The sequence below is a fragment of the Gammaproteobacteria bacterium genome, from assembly GCA_017999615.1.
Lineage (GTDB): Bacteria > Pseudomonadota > Gammaproteobacteria > JAABTG01 > JAABTG01 > JAGNLM01.
The window spans coordinates 32,718-51,889 of record JAGNLM010000013.1; the positions used below are offsets into that span (position 1 = coordinate 32,718).

Genomic DNA, 19,172 nt, shown 5'->3' on the forward strand with positions numbered 1-19,172 from the left:
TTGCGTAGAGCTGGGGCGCCAGGATTCGAACCTGGGAATGCCGGAACCAAAATCCGGTGCCTTACCACTTGGCCACGCCCCATCAGTGGGCCGGCGCGGCGCCGGCCGTGAGCAGCAGGGACACGTTGCGCCCCCTCGCCACGAAGCCGCGCCAGGGTGGCGGCAGGTCCGCCGCGAGCGCCCGGGCCTGGGCCTCGCTCCCCAGCACGGCGAACACGCAGGCGCCGGTCCCCGTCATGCGGGCCGTCGCCCGGGCCTCCAGCCAGCGCAGCGCCTGGTCGACGGGCGGATGGCACCGGCGCACCAGGGGCTCGCAGTCGTTGCCCGCCGCCGCGAGCAGCCCGGCGACGGTCGCAGCGGGCAGCCCGCCCTCGGCTGCGTGGAAAAGACCGCGTATTTTCAGGAGGGGGCTATCGCGTGTCAATTGCGGATCGGCGAAGACGGCCGCCGTGGACACCGCGCAGCCGGGGTCGACGACGAGGTACCAGGGCTCGTCGAGGGCGACCGGCTCGAGCACCTCGCCCACCCCTTCGGCCCAGGCGGCGTGCCCGCGCACGAACACCGGCACGTCCGCCCCCAGGCGCAGGCCGACGGCCGCGAGCCGCTCCACGCCGAGGCCGAGCCCCCAGAGCCGGTCGAGGGCCACCAGCGTGGTCGCCGCGTCCGAGCTGCCGCCCCCGAGCCCGCCGCCCGCGGGGATGCGCTTGCCGACGGCGAGGTCCACGCCGAGCCCTGTGCCGGTCTCGGCCTGGAGGAGGCGGGCCGCACGGACCACCAGGTCCTGCTCGGGCGGCACCTCCGCGAGGCCGGAGACCCGGTGCACGGCCCCGTCCCCGCGCACGCGGAGCTCCACCTCGTCCGCGAGGTCCAGGAACTGGAACACCGTCTGCAGGGAGTGGTAGCCGTCGGGCCGCCGGCCGGTGACGCGCAGGAAGAGGTTGAGCTTGGCCGGCGCCGGCCAACGGGAGGCCGTCACGAGCCGCCGAGGTCCCAGCGGTTCACGACGATCTTCGCCCGCACGTCCTCGCGCTCGAACTCCACCCGCGCCGGCAGGGGCACCGGCTGCTGGGGGAGCCAGGCGAGGTAGCGCACCTCCCACCCGTCCTGGGAGAGGCCGGCGGGCCGCCCCTCGCCGTCGACCAGGCCCCGGGCCCAACCGACATCGGGGTCCGCGAGGCCGAGCAGCCAGTAGCGCAGGCCGCGCACCGGCACCCACCAGCCGAGGCGCTCCTGCATCAGGGTCTCGGGGCTCACCGCCGAGTAGGACGCGCCCGTCCCGGTGCGCAGGGTGACCTCGGAGGGACCGCCGGCGATCTCCACGCCCCCCTGGCCGAGGGGGCCGAGGAGGCGGATCCGGTAGTCTTCGCCCTCCTGGCGCCAGACGAGGCTCGCGTGCCAGGCCTGCTCGCCGGACTGCACCGAGAGCCGGCCGACCGCCTGCCACTCGGAGAGCGGCTCGAGGGCGGTGCGCCGGGAGTCGAGGACCGCCCGGGCGGCCAGCTGGTCGGGCGTCAGCAGGAACGGCGCGCAGGCCTCGACTGCCAGCGCGGCGAGCCCCAGGGCCAGCAGGCGGAAGCCACGGAGGGGGCTCACGGCGCGAGACGGCGCATCAGCTCGGTGATGCGCTTGTTGCCCGGCTCGCGCTTCAACACCGCGTCCCACACCTGCCGCGCGCCGGCCTCGTCACCGCTCGCCCACAGGACCTCGCCCAGGTGGGCCGCGACCTCCACGTCGTCGCTCTGGGCCGCGGCCCGGCGCAGGTACTCGAGCGCCTCGGGGAGGCGCCCCAGCCGGAAGAGCACCCAGCCCATGCTGTCCTGGATGTAGTAGTCGTCGGGGCGCTGGGCGAGTGCCCGGACGATGAGGTCGTGGGCCTCCTGGTAGCGGTCGGTGCGGTCGGCGAGGGTGAAGCCGAGGGCGTTCAGCGCCTGCACGTGGTTGGGGTCCCGGGACAGGATGGCGCGCAGGTCCGCCTCGAGGAGGTCCAGGCGGTCGAGCTTCTCGCCCACCATCGCGCGGGCGTAGAGCAGGTCGGCGTCGTCCGGGAACTCCTGGAGCGCTAGGTCGTGCACTGTGAGCGCGTCCTGCAGGCGCCCCGCGTCCACCAGCAACTCGGCCTCCACGAGGACGAGGCGCACGCGGTCCTTGCCGTTCGAGGTCTCCACGCTCTGCAGCCGCTGGCGGGCCTCGTCGAGGCGGCCCTGGCGCGCGAGCAGCACGCCGAGGCGCACCTGGGCGTCCACGAGGTTGTCGCCCTGCTCCACCTGGCCGTACCAGCTGATCGCCTCGTCCACCCGGCCCCGGGCCTCGGCGACGTGGCCGAGGTAGAACCGGGCGGTGTTCTGGCGGGCGCCGCGCACCGACAGGGACCGCAGGTGGCGCTCGGCCTCGTCGAGCTTCTCGGTCTGCAGGTACAACAGCGCGAGGGCGTGGCGGGCATCGCCGTTGTCGGGGTGGGCGTCGACCACGCGCTGGAACTCCGCGATCGCGTCCTCGTAGCGCTTGTCCGCGACCAGCAGGCGGCCGTGGGCGACCCGCAGGGCGGTCTCGCCCGGGCGCCGGGCGAGCGCCCCGGCGAGGAGGTCGATGCCCTCCCGGGCCTTGCCCTGGGTCTGCAGGACCTGGGCGTAGAGCAGGACGGTGCCCGGGTCGTCGGGGCGGCTCTGCAGGACCTGCTGCAGGATGGAGGCCGCGCGCTCGAGCTTGCCCCCGCGGGCGGCGAGGCTCGCGAGGGCGGACTGGGCGAGCGGGTCGGACTCCTGCCCCGCGACGAAGCGCTCCATCGCAGCGAGGGCCAGTTCCTGGTCGCGCTCGCGGGAGAGCATCTCCACCAGCAGCGAGTAGGTCTGGGCGGGCGTCGTCTTGAGGAGCCCGAAGAGCACCCGCATCTCGGTGACGGCGTCCTCCACCCGCCGGGCCCGCAGATAGATCCCGGCGAGCACGCGGCGGGCCTCGTGGCTCTCGGGGGCCACCTCGACCCAGAGCCGGGCGGCCTCGAGCGTCGCCGCGTCGTCCTCGGCCGCCGCAGCGATGCGCACCGCGCGTTCCACCACCTCGGGGTCTCGCGTCTCGCGGGCCACCGCCAGGTAGTGGGTGGCGGACACGTCGAGCTGCCCCCGCCGACCGGCCATCTCGGCGACGAGCAGGCGGTAGACGAGGCTCTTCTCGACCGGGGTACGGCTGCGCGGGGCCGGCGCGGGCGCCAGCGCGCTGTCCGGCGGGGTCACGGCTTGCGCGGGGGCGGCCTCCGGCGCGGGCACGGCCTCCGACCCGGGGGCCTGGGGCGAGCCGAGCGCGGCGCAGCCCGCGACCACGAAGAGCGCGAGGAGGGGTGGGGAGAAACGCGCGAGGGCTTGGTCCAGGGCTAGGGGCATCGGGACGCGTCCGGCTGAGGCTCGGCGTGGGAGACGGCGCGGCGGGCCTGGTGGAGGTGAGTCCGGCGAGACACTAGCGCAGCGGGACGGGCCGGTGCAAGGCAAGGGGCGCCCCGTCTGGCGCACGCGCCCGGCTTGTGTTGCTCGGCTGCATCTCTCACAATGCGGTGCTCCACAGCCGGCCTCCAGTATGTTGCTGTTTACACTCGGCATAAACCACAAGACGGCGCCGGTCGCGATCCGCGAGCGGGTGAGCTTCGCCCCCGATCGGGTGGGCGAGGCCCTGCGCGACCTCGTGAACAGCGCCGGCGTGGAGGAGGCGTTGATCCTCTCCACCTGCAATCGGACCGAGGTGTACTGTGAGGCCCCGAAGGCCGACGTGAACGACGCGGTGGACTGGTTCGGGCGCTATCACCGCCTGGGCCGCGACGAGGTGGGGCCCTACCTCTACACCCACAACGGGCGCTCCACCGTGCAGCACCTGCTGCGGGTGGCGAGCGGCCTCGACTCCATGGTGCTCGGCGAGCCCCAGATCCTCGGGCAGGTCAAGGACGCCTACCGCCGGGCGACGCAGGCGGGCACCATCGGGCGGGTGCTCGGGCGGCTCTTCCAGCACACCTTCGCGGTGGCCAAGCAGGTGCGCACGGACACCGCCATCGGCGCGAGCCCCGTGTCGGTCGCCTTCGCCGCGGTGCGCCTGGCGCAGCAGATCTTCACCGACCTCGGCGCCCAGTCCGCGCTGCTTATCGGCGCAGGCGAGACCATCGAGCTCGCCGGGCGCCACCTGCGCCAGCAGGGGATCGGGCGGGTCATCGTCGCCAATCGCACGGTGGAGAACGCCCTGCGCCTCGCGGGCGAGCTCGGCGGCTACGCCATCGGACTGCCGGACCTCGGCCGGCACCTGCCCGAGGCCGACATCGTGGTCGCCTCCACCGCGAGCCCGACCGCGGTCCTGGACCGGGCGACCGTGGAACAGGCGGTGCGGGCACGGCGCCGGCGCCCGATGCTGATGATCGACCTCGCGGTGCCGCGGGACATCGAGCCCGAGGTCGCGGAGCTGGAGGACGTCTACCTCTACACGGTGGACGACCTGGAGGCGGTGATCGAGGAGAACCGCCGCTCCCGCCAGGAGGCCGCCGCCGAGGCCGAGGACATCATCGACACGGAGGTCTCGCACTTCATGGGCTGGCTGCACGCCCAGTCGGCGGTGCCCTCCATCTGCGAGTACCGCACGGTGGCCGAGGGCATGCGCGACGAGGTCCTCGCCAAGGCCCAGCGGATGCTGGCCCGCGGGGCCGACCCCGCGCAGACGGTGCTCTTCCTCGCCCGCACCCTCACCAACAAGCTCGCCCACGGGCCCTGCGTTCAGCTGCGGCGAGCGGGCTTCGAGGGGCGGCAGGACCTGCTGGACGCCGGCCGGGAGATCCTCGGACTGGCGCCGACCGAGCCCCGGGACTGAGGCGGTGAAGAGCTCCCTGCGCGAGCGGCTCGAGACCCTCGACGAGCGCCTCGAGGAGGTGAGCGCGCTGCTCGCCGACCCCGAGGTGATCGGGGCCCAGGAGCGCTTCCGGGCGCTGTCCCGCGAGTACGCCGAGCTCGAGCCGCTGGTGGCCACCTACCGCCGCTACCGCGGCGTCGGGGCCGAGCTCCTGGCCGCGCGGGAGATGCAGGCCGACGCCGACCCGGAGCTGCGGGAGCTCGCCGCGGAGGAGGTCGAGCAGGCGACCCGCCGGCACGAGGAGCTCGACCAGGAGCTGCAGCGCCTGCTGCTGCCCCGGGACCCCGCCGACGAGCGCAACCTCTTCGTCGAGATCCGCGCCGGGACGGGTGGCGACGAGGCGGCGCTGTTCGCGGGCGACCTCTTCCGGATGTACTCGCGCTACGCCGAGGCCCGGGGCTGGGAGGTGGAGGTGCTCAGTGCGAGCCCCGGGGAGCACGGGGGCTACAAGGAGCTCATCGCGCGGCTCATCGGCCGCGGGGCCTATTCCAGGATGAAGTTCGAGTCGGGCGGCCACCGGGTGCAGCGGGTGCCCGAGACCGAGGCCCAGGGCCGCATCCACACCTCCGCCTGCACGGTCGCGGTGCTGCCCGAGGCCGACGAGATGGAGGCGGTGAGCATCAACCCGGCCGACCTGCGGGTGGACACCTACCGGGCCTCCGGGGCCGGCGGCCAGCACGTCAACAAGACCGACTCGGCGATCCGGCTGACGCACCTGCCCAGCGGGATCGTCGTCGAGTGCCAGGACGAGCGCTCCCAGCACAAGAACCGGGCGCGGGCCATGGCGCTCCTGCAGGCCAGGCTCTACGCCGCGGAGCGCGACCGGCGCGCGGCCGAGGAAGCGGCCACCCGCAAGAGCCTCATCGGCAGCGGGGACCGCTCCGAGCGCATCCGCACCTACAACTTCCCCCAGGGCCGGGTGACCGACCACCGGATCAACCTGACCCTGTACCGCCTGCAGGACGTGCTCGACGGGGGTCTCGACGCCCTGGTCGACCCCCTCGTCGCCGAGCACCAGGCCGAGCAGCTCGCCGCCATCGGCGGCTGAGGCCGTGGAGACCCTCGGCGCCGCCCTCGCCCGCGCGGCCCGCCTCCTGGCCGGCCGGCACGAGAGCGCCCGCCTCGACGCCGAGGTGCTGCTGGCCCACGCGCTGGGGCGCGACCGCGCCTATCTCTACGGGCACTCGGACGAGCCCCTCGACGCGGAGACCCGGGCCCGCTTCGCCGCACTCGCGGCCCGGCGGGCGGGGGGGGAGCCGGTCGCCTACCTGGTGGGCCGGCGGGAGTTCTGGTCCCTCGACCTCGAGGTCGCGCCCGGCACCCTGATCCCGCGCCCGGAGACCGAGACCCTGGTGGCGGGCGCGCTGGAGCGCATCCCCGCCGACGCCCCGCTCCGGGTCGCCGACCTCGGCACCGGCAGCGGGGCGGTCGCCCTCGCCCTCGCGCGGGAACGCCCGCAGGCCTTCGTGGTCGGGGTCGAGCGGTCCGCGCGCGCCCTCGCGGTCGCCGCGGCCAACGTCCGCCGCCTCGCCCCCCGGGGGGTCCGCCTGGTGCGGGGGGACTGGTGCGAGCCCTTCGCGGAGCACTCGCTCGACGTCGTCGTCACGAACCCCCCCTACGTGGCGGAGGACGACCCGCACCTCGGCCGGGGCGACGCGGCTTTCGAGCCCCGGGAGGCGCTCGTCGGGGGTCCGGACGGGCTCCAGGCGGTCCGGCGCATCGCCCGCTCCGCCCCGGCGCACCTGCGCCCGGGGGGCTGGCTGCTCCTGGAGCACGGGGAGGACCAGGGCCCGCGGGTGCGCGAGACCCTCTGCCGCTTCGGCTACCGGGACGTGCGCACGCTCGCGGACCTCGCCGGCCGGGACCGCGTGACCGAGGGCCACCGCCCGTGAACCGGGAGAGCCGGTGAACCGGGAAGAGCTCCAGCGCTACCGCCGGCACCTCCTGCTCCCCAGCATCGGTGAGCGGGGACAGGAGCGGCTGCTGGCCTCGCGGGTGCTGCAGGTGGGCGTGGGCGGCCTGGGCTCGCCCCTCGCGCTCTACCTGGCCGCGGCGGGGGTGGGCCAGCTGACGCTGGTGGACCCCGACCGGGTCGACCTCTCCAACCTGCAGCGCCAGGTCATCCATCGGACCCCCGACATCGGGCGCCCGAAGGTCGAGTCGGCGCGCGACCGGCTGGCCGCCCTGAACCCCGGGGTGCGGGTCGTGCCCGTCCCGCGGGCCCTGGAGGGGGAAGAGCTCCTCGCGGCCGCCCGGGCGGCGGACGTGGTGGTCGACGCGACCGACAACTTCGCCGCCCGCTTCGCCGTGAACGCCGCCTGCGTCGAGGCCCGCCGCCCCCTCGTCTCCGGCGCCGTGACGCGCTGGGAGGGCCAGGTGACGGTGTTCCGCGCGGACCAGGGCGGCGGCCCCTGCTACCGGTGCCTGTACCCCGAGGGCGGCGAGGGCAGCGAGGGCGCCGAGGGCGCCGAGGGCGGCGCGGGCGGCGCGGGCGGCGCGGGCGGCGAGGGCGGCGCGCCCGACGGCGCGCCCGGTGTCGTCGGCCCGGTCGTGGGGATCGTGGGCTCGGTGCAGGCGACGGAGGTCCTCAAGGTCCTGCTCGGGGCCGGGGAGACCCTCGCCGGCCGGCTCCTGGTCCTCGACGCCCTCTCCATGGAGTGGCGCACCCTGCGCCTGCGCCGCGACCCGGCCTGCCCGGTCTGCGGCCCCCGCGCGCCCTAGGACGGCGGGCGCCAGGCGAGGTCGAGGTCGCGGGCGGCGCGGACGTCGTCGAGGCGGCGCACCGGGGTCGTGTAGGGGGCGCCCTTCAGGAAGTCGGGACGGGTGCGCGCGGCCTCCAGGATCTCGACCATGGCCGCGACGAAGGCGTCGAGGGTCTCCCGGGCCTCGGTCTCGGTCGGCTCGATCAGCAGGCACTCCGGGACCAGCAACGGGAAGTAGGTGGTCGGGGCGTGCTGGCCGCAGTCGAGGAGCCGCTTGGCCACGTCCATGGTGTTCACGCCCGTCTCCCGCACCAGGCGCTTCAGCGTCACCGCGAACTCGTGGGTCGCCCGGCGCTCGGGGAAGGCCAGCTCGAAGCCGGCGTCGGCCAACCGGCGGGCCAGGTAGTTGGCGTTGAGGGTGGCGTACTCGGCGACCCGGGGCATGCCCTCGCGCCCGAGCAGGCGCGCGTACACGTAGGCCCGGAGCAGGATCCCCACGTTGCCGGCGAAGGCCGAGAAGCGGCCGATGCTCCGGGGGCAGTCCTTCTCGGCGAGCCAGCGGTAGCGCCCACCCTCGCCCTCGCCCTCGCCATCACCCTCGCGCGCGACCCGCGGCACCGGCAGGAACGGGGCGAGCCGCTCGCTCACCCCGACCGGGCCCGCGCCCGGCCCGCCGCCACCGTGGGGCGTCGAGAAGGTCTTGTGCAGGTTCAGGTGCACCACGTCGAAGCCCATGTCGCCCGGGCGCACCTTCCCGAGGATGGCGTTGAAGTTGGCCCCGTCGTAGTAGAGCAGCCCGCCGGCCTCGTGGACCGTGCGGCCGATCGCCTCGATGCCCCGCTCGAAGACGCCGAGGGTCGAGGGGTTGGTGAGCATGATCCCCGCCGTCTGGGGACCCACCGCCTCGCGCAGGGCCGCCGCGTCCACGTCGCCGTGGCGGTCCGTCGGCACCTCCCGGACCCGGTACCCGCACATGGCGGCGCTCGCCGGGTTGGTCCCGTGGGCGGCGTCCGGCACCAGGATCTCCACCCGCTCCCGGTCTCCGCGGGCCTCGTGGTAGGCGCGGATCATGGCGACTCCCACCAGCTCGCCCTGGGCGCCCGCCATCGGCGCGAGCGACACCTCGGCCATGCCGGTGACCGCCTTCAGGATCTCCTGCAGGTCGTACAGGCACGCGAGCACGCCCTGGCTGTGGGAGGGCGGCGCCGCGGGGTGGCGGTCGAGGAACCCCGCCAGGCTGGCGAGCCGGTGACAGGCCCGCGGGTTGTACTTCATCGTGCACGACCCGAGCGGGTAGAAGTGGGTGTCGATGGAGAAGTTCTTCTGGGACAGGCGCGTGTAGTGGCGCACCGCCTGAAGCTCCGAGACCTCGGGCAGCGCGGGCGGCGTCTCGCGCAGGAAGCGCTCCGGGATGTCGGGCGTGTCACCGGCGCCCGGGGCGATCTGCGTCCCCGTGTGCCGGCCGGGGCGCGACTGTTCGAAGATCAACACCGTGGCGCACCTCGACGGCGGACGGGCCGGCAGCTGCGGACTCGGGCTCGGGCGAGGCCTGGCGTGAGGGGGCTCACAGCGCAGCGATGGCCTTCTCGTAGTCCGGCTCCTGGAGGATCTCCGGCACGAGCTCGGTGTAGACGACGCGGTCGTGGGCGTCGAGGACCACCACGGAGCGCGCGGCGATGCCGGCGAGCGGGCCGTCGGTGATCAGCACGCCGTAGTCCTTGGCGAAGCTGCGCGAGCGCATCATCGACAGCGTTACCACGTTGTCGATGCCCTCGGTCGAGCAGAAGCGCCCGGCGGCGAACGGCAGGTCGGCGGAGACGATGAGCACCGCGACGTCGCCGCGGCCTCGGGCGTGCTCGCTGAACTTCCGGGTCGAGATCGCGCACACCGGCGTGTCGAGACTCGGCACGATGTTCAGCAGCTTGCGCTTGCCGGCGAAGTCCGCGAGGCCCGTGTCCCGCAGGTCCTTGTCGACCAGCCGGAAATCCGGGGCCTGGCTGCCCACCGCGGGCAGGTCGCCGTTCGTGTGGATGGGGTTCCCTTTCAGGGTGACGGTCGCCATGGGGGATGCTCCTCAGGTTGGGGTTGTCGCAGGCTCTCCGGTCCGGGGGGCGCCTCCGGCAGACCGCGCCAGGACCTCTTGCAGGAGGTGCAGGTAGGCCGCGCGGTCCTCGGCCGTGCGCTTCTCGGTGGCGCAGACCAGGATGCAGTCCTTCAGCTCCGGGTACTCGTCCTCCAGGGGATAGCCGGCCAGCACGTTCTCGGCCGCCATCGCCGCCAGCACCGCGTGGGCCGGGGCGGGCAGCCGCAGTACCGCCTCGTGGAAGAAGGGTCCCTGGAACACCCACTGCACGCCGGGGATGCCCGCGGCCCGGCGCGCCAGGTCGGCGGTGTTGCGGTGGCTCGCGCTCGCCGCGGCGCACAGCCCCTGGGGCCCGGCGACGGCCATGTGGATCGCGGCCGCGGTCGCCATCAGCCCCTGGTTGGTGCAGATGTTGGAGGTCGCCTTGGAGCGCCGGATGTGCTGCTCCCGGGCCTGCAGGGTGAGCGTGTAGCCCGGGCGCTCGTCGAGGTCCACGGTGCGCCCGACGATGCGCCCCGGCATCTGGCGCACGAGGGCACGCTTGCAGGAGAGGAAGCCGAAGTAGGGCCCGCCCGAGGAGAGCGGCGCCCCGAGAGGCTGCCCCTCGCCGCAGGCGATGTCCGCCCCGCCGCCGCCCCACTCGCCCGGGGGGCGCAGCAGGGCGAGCGCGAGCGGGTTCACCAGCCCCACCACCAGCAGGCCGTGGCGGTGCGCCCACTCGGTGAGCGCGTCCACCTCCTCCAGGACCCCGAAGAAATTGGGCTGGGGGACCACCAGCGCGAAGGCCCCTTCAGGGTCGAGGGCCTCGAGCGCGGCGGGGTCGACCCGCCCGTCGGCGGCCCCGTAGGGCAGCTCGGACACCTCGATGCCCTGGTGCCGGACGATGGTGTGAGCCACGCGCCGGTAGGCGGGGTGCACGGTGCTCGGCACCAGCACCCGCCGGGCCCCGCCCTTGCGCGAGACCCGTGCGGCCATCAGCACCGCCTCGGCGAGCGCGGTGGCCCCGTCGTAGAGCGAGGCGTTGGCGGTGTCGAGCCCCGTCAGCGCCGTCACCATCGACTGGAACTCGTAGAGGAGCTGCAGCGTCCCCTGGCTCGCCTCGGCCTGGTAGGGCGTGTAGGCGGAGTAGAACTCGCCGCGCGCCGCGATCTCCCAGACCGCGGCCGGCACGTAGTGGTCGTAGGCCCCGGCGCCGATGAAGCAGAGCGCGCCCGCGTCGTCGGCGGCCCGCGCCTGCATCAGCCGCGTCACCTCGAGCTCCGAGAGCGCGCCCGGCACACGCTCCAGCCCGGCGGACCGCAGCCCGGGCGGGATCTCGGCGAACAACTCGTCGACGCTCTCGACCCCGACCGCGCGGAGCATCTCGCGCAGGTCTTCGGGGGTGTGCGGGATGTAGCTCACCCGGTCACGCCCTCGAGCCGCCTATTCGTTCTCGGAGTCCAGCACGGCCTGGTAGCCCTCGCTGTCGAGCAGCGCCCCGATCTCGCCCGGGTCCTCCGGGGCGAGCCGCACCAGCCAGCCGTCGCCGTAGGGGTCGGCGTTCACCTGCTCGGGCGCGTCGGCCAGCGCCGTGTTGACGGCGACCACCCGGCCGCCGATCGGGCTGAAGATGTCGGAAGCCGCCTTCACCGATTCCACCACCCCGAGCGATTCGTTCGCCTGCAGGGACGCCCCGGGCTCGGGGAGCTCCACGTACACGAGGTCGCCCAACTGGGCCTGGGCGTGGTCGGTGATCCCCACCGTCACCGTGCCGTCCTCCTCCTGGCGCACCCACTCGTGGGAGTCGTTGTAGCGCAGCTCTTCCGGTATGTGGCTCATTCGCGGTCACCCCCAATGAAAGATGTCGAATTCGAGGCGCCCGCCGGGCGGCGCGTCCGCCCGGGGCGCCGGAGCCGGCGCATGCCCGCCTGCTACACCAGGGGCTTGCCGAAGCGCACGAAGGGCGGGACCACCCGCCTCGCCGGCACTCGCCGCCCCCGGATCTCCACCTCGACCGGCCCGCTCGCGGCCGAGCTCACCCGCGCGAGACCGATGGAGCGTCCGAGCGTGGGCCCGAACCCCCCGCTCGTGACGACGCCCTCCGGGGCCCCGCCGACGAGGACCACCTGGCCGGCGCGCATCACCCCGGGCCCCTCGAGCAGCAGGCCCGTCAGGCTCCGGGCAGGCCCCGCGGCACGCTGGGCCTCGAGGGCCTCGCGCCCCACGAACTGACGCTCGGCGGGCATCCAGGCGACGGTCCAGGCGAGTCCGCTCTCGAGGGGCGAGGTCTCCTCGTCCATGTCCGCGCCGTACAGGTTGAGGCCCGCCTCCAGGCGCAGGGTGTCCCGGGCGCCAAGGCCCGCGGGCCGCGCCCCGGCCCCGAGGAGACGGTCCCAGAGCCCCGGGGCCTCCCCCGCGGGCAGCATGACCTCGTAGCCGTCCTCACCCGTGTAACCGGTGCGGGCCACGAACCAGGTGCCGAGGGACCCGGCCTGGAAGCGGCCGAGGGACGCGGCCTCCCCGGCGAGCGGCGCGTCCAGCAGGCCGTGCACCGTGTCCCGGGCGAGCGGGCCCTGGACGGCAATCATCGCCAGGTCGCGGCGCTCGTCGAGCTGTACGGAGAAGCCCGCGCCCAGCCTCTCGAGCCAGGCGAGGTCGTGCGCCCGCGTGGCGGCGTTCACGACCAGGCGGTAGCCGGCCTCGAGTCGGTACACGATCAGGTCGTCCAGCACCCCCCCGGCGGGGTTCAGCATGCAGGTGTAGAGGGCCTGGCCCGCGCGCGCGAGGCGCCCCACGTCGTTGGCGAAAACGTGGCGCAGGAAGTCGACGGCGCCCCAGCCGGTCACGTCGACGACCCCCATGTGGGAGACGTCGAAGACGCCGCAGCCCGTGCGCACCGCCCGGTGCTCCTCGAGCTGCGAGCCGTAGTGCAGGGGCAGGTCCCAACCGGCGAAATCCACCAGGCGGGCACCGGCAGCGACGTGCGCGGCGTAAAGAGGTGTGCGTTGACCCACGGTCGGGCAGGGCTCCGGCGAGTTGGGAGAGACGCTCCGGCGAGTGGGGAAAGACTATACGCGGCGCGCCGGGGGGTGCAAACCCCGCCCCGGGGGGCGCGCTTCAGCCGGGCGCTCCCAGGTCGCTATGGCGTTTCGGGCGCCCTGGTGGCGCGGCGGGTACACTCGGCGGAGGAATTCCACGTGAGCTTCGACACCCACATGACGACCTACATCGTGATCGCCACCGTGGTGATCCTGGCCGCCTACGGCGTGCTCATCTACAACCAGCTGGTCGCGCTGAAGCACGGCGTCGCGCGCTCCTGGGCGAACATCGACGTGCTGCTCAAGCAGCGCCACGACGAGCTGCCGAAGCTGGTCGAGGCCTGCCGGCAGTACATGCGCTACGAGCAGGAGACCCTGGAGCGGGTGATGAAGGCCCGCTCCGCCGTCTCGGCCGCACAGTCCAAGGGCGACATCCCCGCCCTCGGTCAGGCCGAGGGCCAGCTGCGCTCGGGGCTGATGCAGCTCTTCGCCGTGGTCGAGGCCTACCCGGAGCTCAAGGCCAACGAGACCTTCCAGCACCTCCAGGCGCGGGTGACCGGGCTCGAGAACGACATCGCCGACCGGCGCGAGCTCTACAACGAGAGCGTCAACCTGAACAACGTGCGCATCGAGCAGTTCCCCGACCTGGTCGTGGCGCGCACGTTCGGCTTCGGCAGCATGCCGCTGCTCGAGTTCGCGACCGAAGAGAAGGCCGACCCGAGCCTGCGCACGCTCTTCGGCTGAGCGCGGCCGGGCACGGCGCACCCGTGAGCGGGGCGGGGCTGGGCACAGCCGTAGGCGGGGCGGGTCCGCTCGGGGCGTCGACGGCGGACTCCCCGCTCGCCCCGCTGCTCTTCGCGCTCCTCGTCGCGGGGATCTCCCTGTGGGCGCTCTTCGCCGCGTTCCGCGCGCTGAAGCGCGCCCGGGTCGTCGAGGACGTCCCCACCTCCCGCCTGCGCTCCGCGGCCCAGGGCTACGTGGAGCTCTCCGGCACGGCCGAGCTCCTGCCGGGGACGCCCGTGCTCTCGCCCCTGTCGGGGCGCGCCTGCGCCTGGTACCGCTACCGGGTGGACGTGCGCGAGCGCGACAGCCGCAGCGGGAGCAGGGAGTGGCGCATGGTGGAGAACGGGGTGAGCGACGCCCTCTTCCGCCTGGTGGACGAGACGGGCGAGTGCGTCGTCGACCCGGACGGTGCGGACGTCACTCCCGCACTCAACCAGACCTGGTACGGCATCGAGCGCGTGCCCGGCGGCCCGCCCCCGCGCGAGTCCGCGCTGTCGCTCTTCAGCGGCCGTTACCGCTACCGCGAGGAGCTGATCCGCCCCGGTGACCCGCTCCACGCCGTCGGCAACCTGCGCACCGTCGGCGGGCCGGCCGACCAGACCCCGGTGCACGAGGACGTGCGCGCCCTGCTGGCGGAGTGGAAGCGCGACCGGGCCCGCATGCGCACCTTCGACGCCGACGGTGACGGGGCGGTCGGCCCCGCGGAGTGGGAGACCGTGCGCAAGGCGGCGGTGACCGAGGTGCTGCGCCGCAGAGCCGACCGGTCCGCCCACCTGGGGACCCACGTGCTCTCCGCGCCACCGACCCCGGGCCGCCCGTTCCTGCTCTCCGCCGTGCACCAGGACACGCTCGCCCGGCGCTACCGCTGGCGCGCCGCGGCCTTGCTCGTCCTGTCCCTCGGCGCCGCCGCGCTGGCCGTCTGGGTGAGCCAGCAGACCTGGGTGGGCTGAGCCGGCCAGGCTGACGCGGGCGGACTGACCCCCTATCCTCTCGGCTCACCCCGAGGCCGAGGGAGCTGCCGGTGACCGACGAAAACCCCCTGCTGACGATGGAGGGCCTGCCGCCCTTCTCCCGCATCCGGCCCGAGCATGTGGTGCCGGCCGTGGACACCCTGCTCGCGGAGGCCCGCGCCACCATCGCCGGGCTGACCGGCCCGGGCGCGGAGCCGACCTGGGACGCCCTGGTGGCGCCGCTCGAGGCCCTGCAGCACCGCGTCTCGCGGCTCTGGGCGCCGGTGGAGCACCTGAACGCGGTGGCCGACGAGAAGGCGCTGCGCCAGGCGCACGACGCGTGCCTGCCGAAACTCTCGGACTTCTGGACCGAGGTGGGCCAGAACACCGACCTCGAGCGGGGCTTCCGCGCCGTGCGGGAGGGCGCGGAGTACGGCCGGCTCGACGCCACCCGCCGGCGCGTCGTCGACGAGGCCCTGAAGGACTTCCACCTGGCCGGGGTGGACCTCCCCCCGGCGCCGCGCGAGCGTTTCCGCGCCCTCTCCGCCGAGCTCGCCACCCTGACCAACCGCTTCGCCCAGAACGTGCTGGACGCCACCCACGGGTGGGATCTGCACGTGACCGACGAGACCCGCCTCGAGGGCCTGCCCGAGACGGCCCTCACCCTCGCCCGCTCGGTCGCCGAGGGCCGTGGTCTCGAGGGCTGGGTGCTCACGCTCGACATGCCCTCCTACCTCCCGGTGCTCAGCCACGCCCGGGACCGCTCCCTGCGCGAGGAGATGTACGCCGCCTACACGACCCGCGCCTCCGAGACGGGGCCGCGCGCCGGGCGCTGGGACAACGGCCCGCTGATGGAGGACATCCTGCGCCTGCGCCACGAGCTGGCGGGCCTCGTGGGATACCCGAGCTACGCCCACTACGCGCTCGCGAAGCGCATGGCACGCTCCCCGGAAGAGGTGCTCCGGTTCCTGCGGGAGCTCGCGGCCCACGCCCGCCCCGTGGCCTTGCGGGAGCTCGAGGAGCTCACCGCCTACGCCCGCCGGCGCGACGCCCTTGCGCGGCTCGAGGCCTGGGACGTCCCCTTCTACGCCGAGCGCCTGCGCGAGGAGCGCTACGCCTTCTCCCAGGAGGAGCTGCGCCCGTACTTCGCGCTCCCCGACGTGCTGCAGGGGCTCTTCGGGGTGGCCGAGCGCCTCTTCGGCGTCACCATCCGCCGCCGCGACGGGGTGGACACCTGGCACCCCGAGGTCACCTTCTACGAGATCCGCGACGCCGGCGGCGAGCTGCGCGGGGAGTTCTACCTCGACCCCTGCGCGCGCCCCCACAAGCGCGGCGGCGCCTGGATGGGGTCCTGCATCGGCCGCTCCCGCGTGGGGGGGCGCTTCCATCACCCGGTCGCCTGGCTCGTCTGCAACTTCTCGCCGCCCGTCGGGGAGCGTCCTTCGCTGCTGACGCATCAGGAGGTGACGACCCTCTTCCACGAGTTCGGGCACGGGCTGCACCACCTGCTCACGCGGGTCGACGAGCCGAGCGCGGCGGGGATCAACGGGGTGGCGTGGGACGCGGTGGAGCTGCCCAGTCAGCTGATGGAGAACTGGTGCTGGGAGCCCGAGGCCATCGCGCTCTTCGCCCGCCACCACGCGACCGGCGACCCGCTGCCCGCCGAGTTGCTCGGGAAGATGCGCGCGGCGAAGAACTTCCACGCCGGCCTGCAGATGCTGCGCCAGATCGAGATGGGCCTCTTCGACTTCCGCCTGCACGCGGAGTACGACCCCGCGCAGGGCGCCCGGGTGCTGGAGCGGCTGGCGGAGGTGCGTGCGGAGGTGGCGGTCCTGCGCCCCCCCGAGTGGAACCGCTTCCCCCACGGGTTTACCCACGTTTTCGCGGGCGGGTACGCCGCCGGGTACTATAGCTACAAGTGGGCGGAGGTCCTTTCGAGCGACGCGTTCTCCCGTTTCGAGGAAGAAGGCGTGCTCAACGCCGCCACCGGTCGTGATCTCCTCGCCGAGGTGCTGGAGCGGGGCGGCGGCCGCGAGCCGATGGAGTCGTTCATCGCCTTCCGCGGGCGCGAGCCGCGCATCGAAGCGCTGCTGCGCCACCACGGCATCCCCATCCATCAGGAGAATGCCCAGTGAAGATCGCAGTCACCGCAGAGAGCAACGACGGCCTGGACAGCCCCGTGTGCCAGCATTTCGGGCACGCCCCGTTCTTCATCCTGGTCGAGGTAACCGAGGGCAGCGTGGGCGACGTGCAGGGCATGCCGAACCCGTTCGCCGAGGCGCACCAGCCCGGACAGATCCCCGCATTCATCAAGCGGCAGCAGGCCGACGTGATGTTGAGCGGCGGGATGGGCGGGCGGGCGATCCAGTTCTTCGAAGAGCTCGGAATCGAGACGGCGACCGGCGCCAGCGGAACCGTACGCGAGGCGCTGGAGCACTTCCTCGGCGGCAAGCTGAAGAGCGCCGCACCGTGCGCGGAGAGTGTGGCCCACGGCCACGGGTGAAACCCCGGCTCTCCGGGCAACGCCGGGCAGTTCGCCGGTGATGCCCGGAGGGCGCGTCCCCTCTCGAGGCCACGCCCCCCGGACAGCGGGTCAGGGGGGCTTCGGCGCCCCCCTCGTACCGGGTCAGCGCCTCAATCAGCGCCTCAGTACTTGACGGCCCGCGGCAACTCCTTCGCGGCGGCCACCCACTTGGTCACCTCGCTCGCGGCAGGCACGCGGCGCACCACGTTCTTCTTCTCCTCGGCCACCTCGACGAGCTTCTTGTGCAGGTTGACGGCGTTGCGCCGGGCGAGCTCGGGAACGGTGTCGACGCCGGCGAGCTCCAGCAGGTCCGCATACTCCTCGCCGATGCCCTTGACGCGGGCGAGGTCGGCGCGTAGGCTGCAGGCGTTGACCCCACAAATTCCCGATGGCTGGAAGCACCGCGTGACCCGGATCCTGCTCCTGTGCCTCGCCCTGGGCGCGTCCCTCACCGGCTGTAGCGAGGAAGCACCTGCCATGTCCGCAAACGATGAGCTCCGCGTGACCGACACACCCATCGAGACCATCGTCCTCGGCATGGGCTGTTTCTGGGGCGCCGAGAGGCGCATGGGCGAGCTTGCGGGCGTCCTCGACGTGGAGAGCGGTTACGCGAACGGCGAGGTTCCGGGCACCTACGAGGCGATCCTCGCCCACGAGCGCGCCCTGCGCTCCGGGGTGGCGGCCCGGCGCGACCCCGGGACGCCCCCCAAGCGCAACCACGCCGAGGTGGTGAAGGTGACGTTCGAGCCCGCCAGGGTGACGCTCGAGGCGGTGCTCGCGAAGTTCTGGGAGAGCCACGACCCGACCCAGGGCGACCGCCAGGGCAACGACGTCGGCAGCAACTACCGCAGCGCCGTCTACACCCGCGGCGCGGCGCAGGAGGAGGTCGCCCAGAAGACGCGCGAGGCCTACCAGCGGGCGCTCACCGCGGCCGGCCGTGGCAGCATCACCACCGAGATCGCCCCGCTCCAGGCGTACTTCCGCGCCGAGGACTACCACCAGGATTACCTGAAGAAGAACCCGAGGGGCTACTGCGGCCTCGGTGGCACCGGCGTGCGCTACCCGGCGGCGGAGCGGCCCGCCGCGGACGCTGGCGCGGCCGCCGCACCGAGCGCGACCGGACCCGCGGGAGCGGGCCAGGCGGGGCCCGCCATGGCTGCCGCGCCGGCCGGAGCAGCCGAGCCCGCGGCACGCCTGGACGGTCAGGCCCTCGCCCGGGACCGCCAGCTGGTGGTCTTCGAGGCCGCGGACTGCGGGTTCTGCAGACAGTTCGAGGCCGACGTCCTCGCCCGCTGGCAGGCCGAGGTGCCGGTCGCGCGGACCCTGCGTGCCGAGGTCCCCGTCGGTTGGACGCTGGAGAAGGCGCTCTTCGCGACACCCACGATCGTGCTCTTCGAGCAGGGGCGGGAAGTCTCGCGCTACACCGGCTACGACGGCGACGCCGGGCGGTTCTGGAATTGGCTCGGCCAGCGGCTCCTCACCCCCGAGCAGCGCCGGATCGCCTTCGAGCAGGGCACGGAGCGCCCCTTCACGGGATCGCACCTGGACGAGAAGCGCCCCGGCACCTTCGTCGACCCGGTGAGCGGCGCGCCGCTCTTCCGCAGCGACGCGAAGTTCGAGAGCGGCACCGGCTGGCCGAGCTTCTTCAACCCGGTGCCCGGCGCCCTCACCCTGCACGAGGACACGAGCCACGGCATGCGCCGCGTGGAGGTGCGCAGCGCCAGCTCCGGCATCCACCTGGGCCACGTCTTCGACGACGGCCCCCCGCCCACCCACGAGCGCTACTGCATCAACGGCAACGTGCTGAAGTTCGTGCCGGACGCCGGGGAGAGGTAGCCGTTCCGGACCGAGGCACGCCTGCGGACGGGGCAATGCCTGCGGGCAGGACCTCGAGTGCGGTCCCAGCGTCCGGGCACCCCACGCTCCCTGAAAACTGGCCGAGATGAGGCTGGTCTCTGGTCAGGAGGCGACCCACCATATTAGGGGCGGCCATCAACGCAGCAGAGGACAAGTTGGTGTTGTATGCCCGGTCCCGGTCCCGGTACCTGGGATGGGACTATCAGACCTTCGGGATCTGGATGACGGACGATGGCATGGGGAGTGGGATCGCGGGGCTCAGCCATCCCCTCATTTAGGCGAGTCCAAACACCGCTGTGAACGTCCGTTGCCCGAGCAACATCTCGCCGAAGCGCTGTACCAGCGGACGCAGACGCTGCGCGGGCATCATCGGGATCAGCTCGT

18 protein-coding genes and 1 tRNA gene are annotated in these 19,172 nt (G+C 73.7%); 9 read left to right on the top strand and 10 right to left on the bottom strand.

All coding sequences use genetic code 11. The annotated features are described in order from the left end of the window. Window positions 1-10: 10 nt before the first annotated feature. From KA217_10125 to KA217_10140, 4 genes are all read right to left on the bottom strand, one after another. Window positions 11-82: transfer RNA gene (locus tag KA217_10125), tRNA-Gln, on the bottom strand. After that, window positions 83-976: a 4-(cytidine 5'-diphospho)-2-C-methyl-D-erythritol kinase gene (gene ispE / locus KA217_10130; GenBank protein ID MBP7712798.1), complete on the bottom strand. Its 894-nt coding sequence runs from the start codon at window positions 974-976 to the stop codon at window positions 83-85. It lies immediately after the preceding tRNA gene. After that, a complete protein-coding gene (gene lolB, locus KA217_10135; protein MBP7712799.1) occupies window positions 973-1,593 on the bottom strand; it encodes an outer membrane lipoprotein LolB in 621 nt (206 codons plus the stop codon). The genes ispE and lolB overlap by 4 nt, the downstream gene beginning before the upstream one ends. Then, the gene (locus KA217_10140) at window positions 1,590-3,374 is read right to left on the bottom strand and encodes a tetratricopeptide repeat protein (GenBank protein MBP7712800.1); all 1,785 of its coding nucleotides are present in this window, start codon (window positions 3,372-3,374) and stop codon (window positions 1,590-1,592) included. The genes lolB and KA217_10140 overlap by 4 nt, the downstream gene beginning before the upstream one ends. A 190-nt stretch (window positions 3,375-3,564) precedes the next feature. Here KA217_10140 and KA217_10145 point away from each other — a divergent pair, with 190 nt between their 5' ends. From KA217_10145 to KA217_10160, 4 genes are read left to right on the top strand one after another with little or no spacing between them, the layout of a single operon-like run. Next, window positions 3,565-4,833 (top strand): glutamyl-tRNA reductase, encoded by a 1,269-nt coding sequence (locus KA217_10145; protein MBP7712801.1) that lies wholly within the window; start codon window positions 3,565-3,567, stop codon window positions 4,831-4,833. Between the two features lie 4 nt (window positions 4,834-4,837). Further along, window positions 4,838-5,920: a peptide chain release factor 1 gene (gene prfA / locus KA217_10150; GenBank protein MBP7712802.1), complete on the top strand. Its 1,083-nt coding sequence runs from the start codon at window positions 4,838-4,840 to the stop codon at window positions 5,918-5,920. Window positions 5,921-5,924: 4 nt separating this feature from the next. Continuing rightward, window positions 5,925-6,764: a peptide chain release factor N(5)-glutamine methyltransferase gene (gene prmC, locus KA217_10155; GenBank protein MBP7712803.1), complete on the top strand. Its 840-nt coding sequence runs from the start codon at window positions 5,925-5,927 to the stop codon at window positions 6,762-6,764. A 13-nt stretch (window positions 6,765-6,777) separates the two neighbouring features. Then, window positions 6,778-7,593 carry a HesA/MoeB/ThiF family protein gene (locus KA217_10160; protein MBP7712804.1) on the top strand — a complete coding sequence of 272 codons (816 nt, stop codon included), beginning with the start codon at window positions 6,778-6,780 and terminating at the stop codon, window positions 7,591-7,593. Here KA217_10160 and gcvPB read toward each other — a convergent pair. From gcvPB to gcvT, 5 genes are all read right to left on the bottom strand, one after another. Further along, window positions 7,590-9,065, bottom strand: coding sequence for an aminomethyl-transferring glycine dehydrogenase subunit GcvPB (gcvPB, locus tag KA217_10165; protein MBP7712805.1), 1,476 nt, complete (start codon window positions 9,063-9,065; stop codon window positions 7,590-7,592). The genes KA217_10160 and gcvPB overlap by 4 nt on opposite strands. A gap of 73 nt (window positions 9,066-9,138) precedes the next feature. Beyond that, window positions 9,139-9,636, bottom strand: a complete 498-nt coding sequence (gene tpx / locus KA217_10170; protein MBP7712806.1) for a thiol peroxidase — start codon at window positions 9,634-9,636, stop codon at window positions 9,139-9,141. Window positions 9,637-9,648: 12 nt separating this feature from the next. Next, on the bottom strand, window positions 9,649-11,058 hold the full coding sequence (gene gcvPA, locus KA217_10175) for an aminomethyl-transferring glycine dehydrogenase subunit GcvPA (GenBank protein MBP7712807.1): 1,410 nt from the start codon (window positions 11,056-11,058) through the stop codon (window positions 9,649-9,651). 21 nt (window positions 11,059-11,079) lie between these two features. Beyond that, window positions 11,080-11,475: a glycine cleavage system protein GcvH gene (gcvH, locus tag KA217_10180; protein ID MBP7712808.1), complete on the bottom strand. Its 396-nt coding sequence runs from the start codon at window positions 11,473-11,475 to the stop codon at window positions 11,080-11,082. Between the two features lie 92 nt (window positions 11,476-11,567). Further along, entirely contained in the window at window positions 11,568-12,650 is a 1,083-nt protein-coding gene (gcvT, locus tag KA217_10185; protein MBP7712809.1) for a glycine cleavage system aminomethyltransferase GcvT, read from the bottom strand. A 201-nt stretch (window positions 12,651-12,851) separates the two neighbouring features. Here gcvT and KA217_10190 point away from each other — a divergent pair, with 201 nt between their 5' ends. The 4 genes from KA217_10190 to KA217_10205 all read left to right on the top strand — a co-directional run bounded on the left by KA217_10190 (window position 12,852) and on the right by KA217_10205 (window position 16,910). After that, on the top strand, window positions 12,852-13,418 hold the full coding sequence (locus KA217_10190; GenBank protein ID MBP7712810.1) for a LemA family protein: 567 nt from the start codon (window positions 12,852-12,854) through the stop codon (window positions 13,416-13,418). A 23-nt stretch (window positions 13,419-13,441) separates the two neighbouring features. Further along, the gene (locus KA217_10195) at window positions 13,442-14,407 is read left to right on the top strand and encodes a hypothetical protein (GenBank protein ID MBP7712811.1); all 966 of its coding nucleotides are present in this window, start codon (window positions 13,442-13,444) and stop codon (window positions 14,405-14,407) included. A 98-nt stretch (window positions 14,408-14,505) separates the two neighbouring features. Next, entirely contained in the window at window positions 14,506-16,542 is a 2,037-nt protein-coding gene (locus KA217_10200; GenBank protein ID MBP7712812.1) for a M3 family metallopeptidase, read from the top strand. Beyond that, a complete protein-coding gene (locus KA217_10205; GenBank protein ID MBP7712813.1) occupies window positions 16,539-16,910 on the top strand; it encodes a NifB/NifX family molybdenum-iron cluster-binding protein in 372 nt (123 codons plus the stop codon). The genes KA217_10200 and KA217_10205 overlap by 4 nt, the downstream gene beginning before the upstream one ends. Before the next feature lie 143 nt (window positions 16,911-17,053). Here KA217_10205 and KA217_10210 read toward each other — a convergent pair whose 3' ends face one another. Next, complete coding sequence (locus KA217_10210) at window positions 17,054-17,449, bottom strand: DUF4332 domain-containing protein (protein MBP7712814.1); 396 nt, start codon at window positions 17,447-17,449, stop codon at window positions 17,054-17,056. Here KA217_10210 and msrA point away from each other — a divergent pair. Further along, a complete protein-coding gene (gene msrA / locus KA217_10215) occupies window positions 17,409-18,767 on the top strand; it encodes a peptide-methionine (S)-S-oxide reductase MsrA (GenBank protein ID MBP7712815.1) in 1,359 nt (452 codons plus the stop codon). The two genes, KA217_10210 and msrA, sit on opposite strands and share 41 nt — an antisense overlap. The last annotated feature ends 405 nt before the right edge of the window (window positions 18,768-19,172 follow it).